Below are 12,641 nucleotides of genomic sequence, written 5' to 3' on the forward strand. Positions count from 1 at the left end.
ATTCTCAAGGCCGGACCTGGACCTTGAGGAGACCCCATGGCGGACACGGCCATCGAACTCCGCGTCGTGGCCAAGGAACGGGCGGCCGAGGACGTCGTGGCGCTCACGCTCGCCCGCCCGGACGGCGGGCGGCTGCCGGACTGGACGCCGGGAGCGCACATCGACCTCGTCCTCCCGAACGGCCTGACCCGGCAGTACTCGCTCTGCGGCGACCGCTGGGACGCGCGGACCTACCGGGTCGGCGTGCTGCGCGAGCCCGGCGGACGCGGCGGCTCGGCATTCGTCCACGACGACCTCGCCGTGGGCGACCCGGTCGGGATCGGCGGGCCGCGCAACAACTTCCGGCTCGTCCCGTCGGAGCGGTACCTGTTCATCGCCGGGGGGATCGGGATCACGCCGCTGCTGCCGATGGTGCGGCAGGCCGAGATGCTCGGCGCCGACTGGCGGCTGCTCTACGGGGGCCGGACGCGGTCGTCGATGGCGTTCCTGGACGAACTGGAACCGCACGGCGCGAAGGTCACCGTCGTCCCCCAGGACGAACAGGGCCTCCTCGACCTGGGCACGTACCTGGCCGACGAGGACCCGGCCACCAAGGTCTACTGCTGCGGACCGGCGCCGCTCCTGGAAGCCGTGGAAGGACGCTGCGCGGGCTGGCGGCCCGGCCTGCTCCGCACCGAGCGGTTCGTCGCCCGTGAGAACGGTGCCGTCCGCGACGAGCCGTTCGAAGTCGAACTGAAACGCACCGGGGTCACGGTCACCGTTCCGCCGGGCCGGTCGGTGCTGGACGCCGCCGGGGACGCCGGGGTGAGCGTGCTGTCGTCCTGCCGGCAGGGGCTGTGCGGGACGTGCGAGACCGCCGTGCTCGACGGCGTGCCCGACCATCGCGACTCGATCCTCGACGACGACGAGCGGGAGGCGGGCGACTGCATGTTCGTGTGCGTGTCCCGGTCCCGCGGCGAGCGCCTCGTCCTGGACCTGTGAAAGGAAACGCCATGACCACCGTGCAGGCCCCGCCCGCGATCGACGCCGACCCGTTCGGGCACGAGCACCTCGAAGACCCGCTGCCGCTGCACGAGCGGCTGCGGGAGGCCGGACCCGTCACCTACCTGCCCAGGTACGACGTGTTCGCACTGGCCCGTTACGAGCACGTCCACGCCGCGCTGATGAACTGGCAGGACTTCCAGTCCGCCGCCGGCGTGGGGCTCAGCAACTTCCGGCACGAGAAGCCGTGGCGGCCGCCGAGCCTGCTGCTGGAGGCCGACCCGCCCCGGCACGACGCGCCGCGCGCCGTCCTGGCCAAGGTGCTCGGGCCGCGCGCGTTGCGGCGCCTGCGCGACGCCTGGCTCGCCGACGCCGAGCGGCTCGTCGACGAGGTGCTCTCCGACACCGAGTTCGACGCCGTACCGCGCCTGGCCGAGGCGTTCCCGCTGCGCGTCTTCCCCGACGCGGTCGGCCTCGGGCACGACGGACGCGAGAACCTCCTCCCCTACGGCGACCACCTGTTCAACACGTTCGGCCCGGAGAACGACCTCTTCCACGGCGGGCAGCCCCGCATGCCCGAGGTCTCGGACTGGGTGAACGCCCAGTGCGCGCGGGACCGGTTGTCACCGGACGGGTTCGGCGCGCAGATCTGGGCGGCGGCCGACCGCGGCGACATCACCCACGAGCAGGCCCCGCTGATCGTCCGGTCGCTGCTGTCGGCGGGCGTCGACACGACCGTCCACGGCCTCGCCGCCGTCCTCTACGCGTTCGCGACGAACCCCGACCAGTGGCGGCGGCTGCGTGACGAACCGCACCTGGCCCGCACCGCGTTCGACGAGGCCGTCCGCTGGCAGTCGCCCGTCCAGACCTTCTTCCGGACGGCCGTCGGCGACCGGGAGATCGGCGGCACGGTGATCCCGGACGGCCGCAAGATCCTGATGTTCCTCGGCGCCGCGAATCGCGACCCGCGCCGCTGGACCGCCCCCGACGCGTTCGACCTGGCCCGCGACCCGTCCGGCCACGTGGGCTTCGGCATGGGCATCCACCAGTGCGTGGGCCAGCACGTCGCCCGCCTGGAATCCGAAGCCCTCCTGACAGCCCTGGCCCGCCGCGTCGAACACATCGACCTCGCGGCGCCCCCGATCCGCCACCACAACAACACCCTCCGCGCCTGGAAGTCCCTCCCCCTCCGCCTCACCTAACGAAGATCCCGGCTGAACAACGCACGGAAGACCAAACCTGAGCCACCGGCCACGGGCAGGCACGCGGAGCGAGCGCAGCGAGCGGAGCGGGCCAGCCTGTCGGTCGCAACGGGGGTTCCAGGGCGTCGCCCCCCTGGGCTAACCGAGCCTTACGTAGTCGTACTCGAAGGGCTTTCCGTTGACGCCGTTGCGGGGCGGGGCGATCCAGGAGGCGATCTTGCCGCGCTCGTACACCGGGCGCATCAGGGAGCGGACGTGGGCCTTGTCGACGTCGGTGGGGAGCCAGGCGCCCTTGCGGGCCTCCCACTCCTCGGGGGTGATGCGTTCGCCCTGCGGGGTGGCCTCGATGCCGGCGAAGGCGCCGACCTTGCGGTTGAACGCGACGCTGGGCAGGTAGAGGCGCTGCGGGAGGCCGGCGTCGGCGAGGATGCGGTTCCAGCGGTTGACGCCGCTCTGGCAGTCGGAGACGTACTCGCGGCGCAGGTCGGTGTTGAGGCCGACGAGGGCGGCGACCTCGGTCTGGCCGATCTCGCCGTCGACGAGGGCGTCCACCAGGATGGAGTCGTCGGTGAGGCGGTGGTCGTCCTTGCGGCGGCCTTCCATCCAGCGGCCCTTGAGCCCGGCGGTGTAGTAGTTGGCGACGTTGCTGGACGTCTCGGAGCCGAACAGGTCGAGCGATACCGAGTAGTGGAAGTTCAGGTACTTCTGGATCATGTCCAGGGGGATCGCGCCGAGCGCGGCGACGTCGTCGGTGTCGTGTTCGAGCATGAGCCGGACGGTGCGCTCGACGACGCGGTCGATGCCGGTGGTGCCCACCATCATGTGGTGGGCCTCTTCCTTGAGCATGAACTCGCAGGTCCGCGCCAGGGGGTCGAAGCCGGACTCCTTGAGGGTGCCGAGCTGGTACTTGCCGTCGCGGTCGGTGAAGTAGGTGAACATGAAGAAGGAGAGCCAGTCGGGCGTCTCCTCGTTGAAGGCGCCGAGGATGCGCGGTGACTCCTCGCTGCCGGAGTTGCGGTGCAGCAGTTCCTCGGCCTCCTCGCGTCCTTCGCGGCCGAAGAAGGCGTGCAGGAGGTACACCATCGCCCACAGGTGGCGGCCCTCTTCGACGTTCACCTGGAACAGGTTGCGCAGGTCGTAGAGGCTGGGGGCGGTGGCGCCGAGGTTGCGCTGCTGCTCGACGGACGCGGGTTCGGTGTCGCCCTGGATGACGATGAGCCGCTGGAGTTCGGCGCGGTACTCGCCGGGCACCTTCTGCCAGGCGGGCTCGCCCTTGTGCGCGCCGAAGCCGATGCGGCGGTCGCCGTCGCGTTCGGCGAGGAAGATGCCCCAGCGGTAGTCCTTCATGGCGACGTGCCCGAAGTGCGCCCAGCCCTCGCGGCCGACGTTGACGGCGGTGCGCAGGTAGACGTCCTGGGTCGGCAGGGTCGGGCCCATCGACTCCCACCAGGACAGGAAGTTCGGCTGCCACGACTCCAGGGCGCGCTGCAGGCGGCGGTCCTCGTGCAGGTCGACGTTGTTGGGGATCTTCTCGGAGTAGTCCGCGGAGACGGGCATGCTCAGACTCGCTTTCGGTCGAAGTCGGCGCGCCGTCCGGTGCCGTAGCGGCGCAGCGCGCCGTCCGGGCCGGACGCGTTCGGCCGGTTGAAGATCCAGTTCTGCCAGGCGGTGAGCCGGCCGAAGATCTTCGTCTCCAGGGTCTCGGGGCCGGGGAAGCGGTGGTTGGCCTCCAGGCCGGTGAGGGCGTCGGGGGAGAATCCGGCGCGCTCCTCGACGGCGATGCGGACCTCCTCGTCCCAGTCGATGTCGTCGGGCGCGAAGGTGACCAGGCCGAGGCGCTCGGCGTCGCCGGCGTCGAGGGGTTTCGCGGCGGCGTCACGGACGGCGGCCAGGCCCTCGTCGTCGCCGAGGAAGCGGGTCTCCAGGCGGGTGAGGCCGTTGCCCATCGGCAGCGGGCCGAGGTTCATCGCGTCGACGGCGACGGTGGCGGGCTCGGCGCCGGGGTCGACGTCCTCGAAGACGCCTTCCAGGTGGTAGGAGCGGTCGGCGGCGAGCGCCAGCTCGAAGAGCGAGCCGGCGAAGCAGCTGCCGGGCTCGATCAGCGCGATCATGCTGCGGCTCGTCACGTCGAGGCGCTTCAACGTCCGCTTGAGGTACAGGACGATCTCGTTCGCCAGCCAGTCGGAGGCATGGTCGAGCAGCAGGCGGTCGTGGTCGAGGACCTTCAGCGGGTCGCCGGCGGTCCGGAGGATCCAGGTGCCGAGGGACGGCTCGTTGGTGCGCAGGTCGAGGATCAGGTCGTCCAGCTCGCGGGTCATCGCGAGGGTCCAGAAGTCCGCGCCCTGGGCGTGGACGCCGGTGATGTCCTCGGGCGCGTCGGCGGAGGGGCCGTTGACGGTGATCTCGACGGCGGCGGCGTCGCGGTCCAGCTTCGCGGTCACGTGCCGGTAGGCGATCTCGGCGTCGGTGCGGGTCTTGTCGAGCGGTGCCAGCGTGACGCCCTCGGCGCCGGCCGGGCGGTTCGAGCGGGCGGCCAGCTCGGCGGCGCGTTCCGCGACGGTCGCGTCCCACGCGGTGCGGGATACGGCCTCGTCGACCAGCCGCCACGCGACGGCCTTCTTGCCGCCGAGCCCTTCGGCCTTGGTGGCGAAGTAGTCGGCGCGGTCGCGGCGGACGTGCCGCTTGTCGGTGACGCGCGTCAGCCCGCCGGTGCCGGGCAGCACGCCGAGCAGCGGCAGCTCCGGCAGCGAGACGGTCGACGACCGGTCGTCCACGAGCATGATGTGGTCGCAGGCGAGCGCCAGCTCGTAGCCGCCGCCGGACGCGGTGCCGTTGCACGCGGCGAGGTAGGTCTGGCCGGAGTTGGCGGTCGCGTCCTCGATGCCGTTGCGGGTCTCGTTGGTGAACTTGCAGAAGTTCACCTTCCACCCGTGCTCGGACGCGGCCAGCATCCGGATGTTGGCGCCCGCGCAGAAGATCTTCTCCTTGCCGCTGGTCACCACGACCGTGCGCACCCCGGGCTGCTCGAACCGCAGCCGCTGGACGGCGTCGTACAGCTCGATGTCCACGCCGAGGTCGTAGGAGTTGAGCTTCAGCTCGTAGCCGGGGACCAGGCCCCCCTGCTCGTCGACGTCCATCGTCAGCGTGGCGACCGGACCGTCGACCTCGACCCTCCAGTGCCGGTAGCGGGCCGGATCCGTCCGGAACTCGACGTGCATGGGGTGCTCCTCCAGGTCTGTCCGTCCCTCCATGCTCCACAGAACACGGTCAACACGTCAAGAGTTTGTAGCATATCGGCGCGCGGCGGGCCGCCACCCGGGACCGTGCGGGGGTCAGGCGCGGCCGAGCAGGGCGGCGGCCTGCTCGCGGACGGCGAAGCGGCGCAGCTTGCCGCTGGCCGTGGTCGGCAGCACGTCCACGATCAGCACCTCGCGGGGCCGCTTGAAGGACGCGAGCCCCGCCCGGCAGAAGTCGATCAGCTCCGCCGGCTCGGCCTTCGCGCCGTCCGCGAGGACGACGCAGGCGATCGGCTTGTCCAGGCCGTCGCCGTCCGGGAGGCCGACGACCGCGACCATCGCGACCGCCGGATGCTCCAGCAGCCGGGCCTCCACCTCGGCCGGCGACACCCAGATGCCGCCGGCCTTGAGCATGTCGCCGGTGCGCCCGAGGCAGGTGTGGTAGCCGTCCTCGTCCACCACGTAGGTGTCGCCGGTGCGCAGCCACTCGCCCTGGAACACCTGCCGGGTCGTCTCCGTCCGGCACCAGTAGCCGGTGGCGATCGACTCGCCCTTCACCAGCAGCGACCCGGGCGTGCCGGGCGGGACGTCGGCGCCGTGCGCGTCGACGACGCGCAGCTCGTAGCCGGGGACGGCGACGCCCGTGGTGCCGGGGCGCACCTCGCCCGGGCGGTTCGACAGGAAGATGTGCAGGCACTCGGTGGAGCCGATGCCGTCGATGATCTCCACGCCGTACCGCGCGGTGAAGCGGCGGCACAGCTCGGCGGGCAGCGGCTCGCCCGCCGACACCGCCAGCCGCACCGACGCGAACGCCTCGGCCGGCACGTCCGCGTTCAGCAGCGCGGCGTAGAAGGTGGGGACGGCGAAGAACAGCGTCGGCCGGTACTCGCGCAGCCGCTCGGCGACGGACGCGGGCGTCGGACGGTCCGGGTCGAGGATCGCGGTGGCGCCGACGGCGAGCGGGAAGAACAGCGAGTTGCCGATGCCGTAGGCGAAGAACAGCTTGGCGACCGAGTAGCAGCGGTCGTCCGGGGTGATGCCGAGGACCTGCCGGCCGTAGGTCTCCACGACGTGCCGGATGTTGGCGTGCCGGTGCATCGCGCCCTTGGGCCTGCCGGTCGTCCCGGACGTGTAGAGCCACAGCGCACTGGAGTCGTCGGACGTCGCGTACGGTTCGCGGATCTCCCCGCCCTGCGCCGCGCCCTCGGCGACGAGGTCGGCGAAGGGGTTCACCCGCACGCCCTCCGGGACGCGCAGCACCGCGTCCCCCTCGACCGCGACGCGCCGCACGCCCGGGGCCAGCGCCAACGCCTCCTGCGCCGGACCGGCGAACCGGTCGCTGACCAGCAGCACCCTGGCGCGCGCGTCGTTCAGCAGGGCCGCCAGCTCGGCGGCCGTCAGCATGGTCGACACCGGGACGGGGACGGCGCCGAGCCGCATCGCGCCGAGGATCGCGCCCGCCATGGCGGGGCCGTCCGCCATGAACAGCACGGCCCGCTCCTCGGGCCGCAGCCCCCACGCCTCCAGCCCGGCGGCGACGTTCCCGGCGAGAGCGTCCAGCTCGGCGTAGGTCAGGTCGCCGCCGGGGCCGGTGAGCGCCGTCCGTCCGGCGGTTCCGGGGTCCCGCGCGGCCCGCAGCAGATAATCGGAGGCGTTGAACGTGCCCGGCCGCGCCTGGCCGGTCGCCGCGTCAGCGGTCATCGGGGGCTTCCCTTCGCCGTGAACCGTGGCAATTATGTTCTACACTCGCAAAACGCTAGTCAATGGTTATGTGGAATGATGAGGGACCGGATGCAGTCGTCCGCGGAGGGAGAGCCGATGAGCCCGGCCGCCGGCACGGACGCGGGGAACGGCTCCGGCGCGGGGCCGCGGTTCCGGCGCCGCCGCGAGCTCGGGGCGGCCAGCGCGCGCTCGCTGCTGCTGACCGTCCTCGGCGAGTTCGTCCTGCCCGCCGGTGAACCGGTGTGGACGGCGGCGTTCCTGGAGGCGCTCGGGCTGCTCGGGGTCGAGGAGAAGGCCGTCCGGCAGGCCCTCGCCCGCAGCGCGAGCGAGGGATGGCTGTCCGGGGAGCGGCACGGCCGGCGCACCGCCTGGCATCTCACCCCCGCCGGGAAGCGGCTGCTCACCGACGGCACCGAGCGCATCTACGGCTTCGGCCGTCCCGGCGGCGCGTGGGACGGGCGATGGCTGCTCGTGCTCGCCACCGTCCCGGAGACGAACCGGAAGCTGCGGCACCTGCTGCGGACGCGGCTGTCGTGGAACGGCCTCGGCAACCTGTCCCCCGGCGTGTGGGTCAGCCCCCATCCCGAGCGCGAGCCCGAGGTGCGCGAGGTGCTCGCCGAGATCGGCGTCGCCGACACCTCCACGCTGTTCGTCGGGTGCCTCGGCGACCTCGACGAGGCGCGCCGGGTGGCCCGGCAGGCATGGAACCTCGACGAGATCGAGCTGGCCTACGAGGACTTCCTCGACGCGGTCCGCGCGCTGCGTCCCGCCGACGATCCGGGGACGTTCGCCGCGCACGCCCGGCTCGTCCAGGAGTGGCGGCGGTTCCCGTTCCTCGACCCGGCGCTGCCGGCCGCGCTGCTGCCGGACGACTGGAGCGGCTCGCAGGCGTTCGCGCTGTTCCACGAGCGGCACGGCGCCTGGCGTCCGGTCGCCGACCGCCAGTGGAAGGCGATGACCGCCGGCTGACCGCCGGCCGGCGGGCCGGGCGCCCATCAGCCGGCCGCCGGCGACCCCGCCGCTCGCCCGCCCGCGGGCCGCGGCGCCTGCGGCGTGAGCCGCAGCAGGTTGACGGTGCCCTCGGCGGCCAGCCGGCCCTCGTCGTCGGTGATGGCCGCCTGCCAGGTGACATGGTCGCCGACCCGGTCGACGGGGCGGGCGCGTGCCGTCAGCCGGCCCTCGCGGACGGCGCGGATGAAGCGCGTGTGGTTGCTGATCCCGACGACCCGGTGCTCCAGCCCGACGGTCAGCGCGGCGCCCATGCTGCACACGGTCTCGTTGATCGCGCAGTACACGCCGCCGTGCACGATCCCGTACGCCTGCATGAGCCCGTCGGTCACCTCGATCTCGGCCACGACCTCCCGGTCGGACGCCTCGACCACCCGCAGGCCCAGCGTGCGGTCCAGCGGGCCCGCGTAGCCGGACGGTTCCACCGCCATCGCAGCCTCCTCGACGATCTCCCGACGCTATCCAGCCGTCCGAAAAGCCGTCAATGCACCGAGATGTCCTGCGGAGCCGCTGATGGCGCAGGTGTAGCCGGCCCTCTCGCGGGAAGGGACGCAGCGCCTTGTCCACGGGCTGGAGGTGACCGCATGAGCGGGCTGGTCGGACGGAACCTGCTGGCGGGCGCCGAGCCCGACGTCGCGAAGGACGCCGGCTATCCCGACGCCCCGCCCCGCATGGGATTCTTCACCGACACGTCGGTCTGCATCGGCTGCAAGGCCTGCGAGGTCGCCTGCAAGGAGTGGAACTCCGTCCCCGAGGACGGCCTGGAGTTCACCGGGATGTCCTACGACAACACCCAGGGGCTCGGCGCGGACACCTGGCGGCACGTCGCGTTCATCGAGCAGGACAAGCCGGTCGGCAACGCCGACTCCGGCGTCCGGTGGCTGATGGCCTCGGACGTCTGCAAGCACTGCACGCACGCCGCCTGCCTGGACGTCTGCCCGACCGGGTCGCTGTTCCGCACCGAGTTCGGGACTGTCGTCGTCCAGGAGGACATCTGCAACGGCTGCGGCTACTGCGTGCCCGCCTGCCCCTACGGCGTCATCGACCAGCGCAAGGAGGACGGCCGCGTCTGGAAGTGCACCCTGTGCTACGACCGGATCGGCGACGGCCTCGAACCGGCCTGCGCCAAGGCGTGCCCCACCGACTCCATCCAGTTCGGCCCGCTCGACGAGCTGCGCGAACGCGCCGCCGCGCGCGTCGACCAACTGCACGGCATGGGCGTCGAGGACGCCCGGCTGTACGGGCACGACCCGGAGGACGGCGTCGGCGGCGACGGCGCGTTCTTCCTCCTGCTGGACGAGCCGGAGGTCTACGGGCTGCCGCCGGACCCGGTCGTGACCACGCGGGACCTGCCGTCCATGTGGAAGCACGCCGGCGTGGCCGCCGCCGCGCTCGCCGGCGGGGTCGCCGCGCTGTTCACCGTCCACGGCCGGCTGGGAGGCAGGCGATGAGCACGTCCGACGTCACCAAGGACGGCCTCCAGGGGCAGCGGGAGGGCCGGGACGCCCTCATCGGGCAGGGCACCGGCAAAATCGAGCGCCGCCGACGCCGCGGCGGGCGCGGCGAGCGGGCGATGGTGCCCAAGGCCGAGTTCACCTCCTACTACGGCAAGCCCGTGCTGAACCCGCCGGTCTGGCAGGCGGCCGACATCGCCGGGTACTTCTTCCTCGGCGGGCTGGCGGGCGCCGGGTCGGTGCTGGCGGCGGGCGCGGAGCTGACCGGGCGTCCGGCCGCGGCGCGGGCGCTGAAGATCTCCTCGCTGGTCGCGATCACCGGGTCGGCGGTGGCGCTGGTCCACGACCTGGGCCGGCCCGCGCGGTTCTACAACATGCTGCGGGTGCTGAAGCCGACCTCGCCGATGAGCGTTGGCTCGTGGCTGCTGGCAGCCTACGGCCCGGCGGCGGGCGCGGCCGCCGTGCTGGACGTGACCGGCCTGTTCAAGCCGCTGAGCAGGACCGCGACGGTGGGCGCGGCGACGCTCGGCCCGGCGGTCGCCGCCTACACCGCCGTCCTCGCCGCCGACACGGCGGTGCCGGCCTGGCACGAGGGCTACCGGGAGCTGCCGCTGGTGTTCGTCGGCTCGGCCACGGCCGCCGCGTCCGGGATGGCGCTGCTGGCCTCGCCGGTCGCCGAGACGGCGCCGATGCGCAGCGCCGCGGTGTTCGGCGCGGGCCTCGAACTCGCCGCGGCCAAGCTGATGGAACGCCGCCTCGGCATGCTCGCCGAACCGTACCGGCAGGGCACGGGCGGCAAGCTGACCCGGGCGGCGGAGATCCTGTCGGTGGCAGGCGCCGCGGGCGGCGCGCTGCTCGGCGGGCGCAGCCGGGTCGCGGCGGCGCTGAGCGGTGCCGCGCTGCTGGCCGGTTCGGCGTGCACCAGGTTCGGGATCTTCCACGCCGGGATGCAGTCGGCGAAGGACCCGAAGTACACGATCGTCCCGCAGCGCGAACGCGCGGACGCCCGGGACGCGGCGAAGACCGAAGGCGCGTGACCGTCCGGTTTCTGCAAGAAGCATGAAATCTTGCGCAAGCTCTTGACCTGACTGCAAGAAGAGCGCATTCTCACGGTACTCGTGGACGGCCGTCCCCCACCCCCTTCAGGCACGCGCCATGTGCCCTGTGACAGGAGTCCGCCGACATGCACCGTCGAAACCCTGCTCGCCCACTGTTCATCGCCGCCGCCCTGCTGATCGGCGGCGCCGCGCCGTTCGCCGTCCCGTCCCCGGACGGGACGGCCCGCGCCGACGCGGCCCTCAACGCCAGTGACGTCACCGCGAACCTGTGGGAATGGAACTGGAACTCCGTCGCGAAGGCCTGCACGGACCAGCTCGGCCCGGCCGGGTACGGCGCGGTCCAGGTCGCCCCGCCCGCCGAGTCCGTCAGCCTCGCCTCCAGCGGCGACGGCGCCCACCCCTGGTGGGAGGTCTACCAGCCCGTCTCGTACGGCCTGACTAGCCGGCTCGGCACCCGCGCGCAGTTCGCCGCGATGGTCGCCGCCTGCCACGGCGCGGGCGTCCGCGTCTACGCCGACGCGGTCGTCAACCACATGGCGGGCGCGAACAACACGCTCACCACCACCTACGACGGGTCGGCGTTCGACCCGTCCGGGTACGCCTACCCCGCCGTCCCGTACGGGTACGGCGACTTCCACCATCCCGGCGACGGGTACTGCAATGACGACGACGGCGTCATCGACGACTGGAACGACACCGCCGAGGTCCAGAACTGCGAACTGGACCACCTCTCCGACCTGAAGACGCAGACCGACTACGTCCGCAGCAAGATCGCCGGATACCTCAACGACCTCATCGGGCTCGGCGTCGACGGATTCCGCATCGACGCGGCCAAGCACATCCCGCAAGCCGACTTCGCGGCCATCAAGGGCGCCCTGCACACCACGACGGCCGAGGGGAAGGCTCCGTACATCGCGCAGGAGGTCATGCCGGGGTCGACGACCGGCGCCCTCAAGCCGTCCGCGTTCACCGCCAACGGCGACGTCATCGGCTTCTCCTACGCCGACGGACTGAAGGCGCAGTTCTCCGCCGGCACCCTGTCGAACCTGTCGGGCATCCCGTCCTGGTCGCTGGACGCCGGGAGCGGCCAGACGTTCGCGATGGTCACCAACCACGACACCGAGCGCAACGGCAGCACGCTCAGCTACAAGAACGGGACCGCGTACACGCTGGCGAACTACTTCCTGCTCGCCTACCCGTACGGCAAGCCGTCGGTGTTCGACGGGTTCACCTGGTCGGCGGCCGGGCAGTCGCCGCCCGCCGATTCCTACGGCTTCGTGACCGACGCGAACTGCTCGAATGGCTGGCAGTGCATCACGCAGTCGACCGGCGTCAAGGGAATGGTCGGCTGGCACAACGCCACTGCGTCCGCCACGACCGTCTCCAACTTCACGGCCACCGCAGGCAACGTCATCGGGTTCAGCCGCGGCGCGAAGGGCTGGATCGGGCTGAACGCCTCGTCCGGCGCGTCCACCGCCACCTACACCACGGGCCTGCCGGACGGCGTGTACTGCGACGTCATCACCGGCGGCGCGAAGGGCGGCGGCTGCAACGGCACGGCCGTGACGGTGTCGGGCGGCACCGCGTCCGTCACGATCCCGGCCGGTGGCGCCGTCGCCATCGACGTGGACGACACCACCGGAACCACCACTCCCCCGGCCTCGACCGTCACCGACGCGTTCAACGTCCACGCCACGACGACCTGGGGGACGAGCGTCTACGTCGTCGGCAACGTGCCCGCCCTGGGCTCGTGGGACCCGGCCAGGGCCGTCCCGCTGTCGTCGGCCGGCTACCCGACCTGGAGCGGCACGGTGACGCTCCCCGCCGGCACGCCCATCGAGTACAAGTACATCAAGAAGACCGACGCAGGGGCCGTGACGTGGGAGAGCGGCGCCAACCGCACCTACACCACCGGCACCTCGCCGCACACCGCGAACGACACCTGGCGCTGAGCACGACCGGCGTGCCGCCCCGGCGGGG

General features: G+C 72.3%; 10 protein-coding genes. 6 read left to right on the plus strand and 4 right to left on the minus strand.

Going from position 1 to position 12,641, the window contains the following annotated elements:
* The first annotated feature begins 36 nt into the window (after positions 1–36).
* Complete coding sequence (locus tag QP089_RS24700; protein WP_285914325.1) at positions 37–981, plus strand: PDR/VanB family oxidoreductase; 945 nt, start codon at positions 37–39, stop codon at positions 979–981.
* Between the two features lie 11 nt (positions 982–992).
* A complete protein-coding gene (locus QP089_RS24705; protein ID WP_285914326.1) occupies positions 993–2,183 on the plus strand; it encodes a cytochrome P450 in 1,191 nt (396 codons plus the stop codon).
* A gap of 138 nt (positions 2,184–2,321) precedes the next feature.
* Here the strand turns inward: QP089_RS24705 and boxB are convergent, their stop codons facing one another.
* From boxB to QP089_RS24720, 3 genes are all read right to left on the minus strand, one after another.
* Positions 2,322–3,740, minus strand: coding sequence for a benzoyl-CoA 2,3-epoxidase subunit BoxB (gene boxB / locus QP089_RS24710; RefSeq protein WP_285914327.1), 1,419 nt, complete (start codon positions 3,738–3,740; stop codon positions 2,322–2,324).
* 2 nt (positions 3,741–3,742) lie between these two features.
* The gene (boxC, locus tag QP089_RS24715) at positions 3,743–5,434 is read right to left on the minus strand and encodes a 2,3-epoxybenzoyl-CoA dihydrolase (RefSeq protein WP_285914329.1); all 1,692 of its coding nucleotides are present in this window, start codon (positions 5,432–5,434) and stop codon (positions 3,743–3,745) included.
* Positions 5,435–5,515: 81 nt separating this feature from the next.
* Positions 5,516–7,120 (minus strand): benzoate-CoA ligase family protein, encoded by a 1,605-nt coding sequence (locus tag QP089_RS24720; protein ID WP_285914331.1) that lies wholly within the window; start codon positions 7,118–7,120, stop codon positions 5,516–5,518.
* 117 nt (positions 7,121–7,237) lie between these two features.
* Between QP089_RS24720 and QP089_RS24725 the strand changes: the two genes are divergently transcribed.
* Positions 7,238–8,110, plus strand: coding sequence for a PaaX family transcriptional regulator (locus tag QP089_RS24725; protein ID WP_285914332.1), 873 nt, complete (start codon positions 7,238–7,240; stop codon positions 8,108–8,110).
* Between the two features lie 26 nt (positions 8,111–8,136).
* On the opposite strand, the gene QP089_RS24730 is transcribed toward QP089_RS24725, so the two are convergent.
* Positions 8,137–8,580: a PaaI family thioesterase gene (locus QP089_RS24730; protein WP_285914333.1), complete on the minus strand. Its 444-nt coding sequence runs from the start codon at positions 8,578–8,580 to the stop codon at positions 8,137–8,139.
* 240 nt (positions 8,581–8,820) lie between these two features.
* Here QP089_RS24730 and QP089_RS24735 point away from each other — a divergent pair, with 240 nt between their 5' ends.
* The 3 genes from QP089_RS24735 (at position 8,821) to QP089_RS24745 (ending at position 12,613) form a co-directional block, all read left to right on the plus strand.
* Positions 8,821–9,600, plus strand: a complete 780-nt coding sequence (locus tag QP089_RS24735) for a 4Fe-4S dicluster domain-containing protein (protein WP_285914522.1) — start codon at positions 8,821–8,823, stop codon at positions 9,598–9,600.
* Positions 9,597–10,640 carry an NrfD/PsrC family molybdoenzyme membrane anchor subunit gene (nrfD, locus tag QP089_RS24740; protein ID WP_285914334.1) on the plus strand — a complete coding sequence of 348 codons (1,044 nt, stop codon included), beginning with the start codon at positions 9,597–9,599 and terminating at the stop codon, positions 10,638–10,640. The genes QP089_RS24735 and nrfD overlap by 4 nt, the downstream gene beginning before the upstream one ends.
* Before the next feature lie 146 nt (positions 10,641–10,786).
* Positions 10,787–12,613, plus strand: a complete 1,827-nt coding sequence (locus QP089_RS24745) for a carbohydrate-binding module family 20 domain-containing protein (protein ID WP_285914335.1) — start codon at positions 10,787–10,789, stop codon at positions 12,611–12,613.
* Positions 12,614–12,641 lie beyond the last annotated feature (28 nt).

It is taken from the genome of Actinomadura opuntiae, assembly GCF_030283205.1.
Classification (GTDB): Bacteria; Actinomycetota; Actinomycetes; order Streptosporangiales; family Streptosporangiaceae; genus Spirillospora.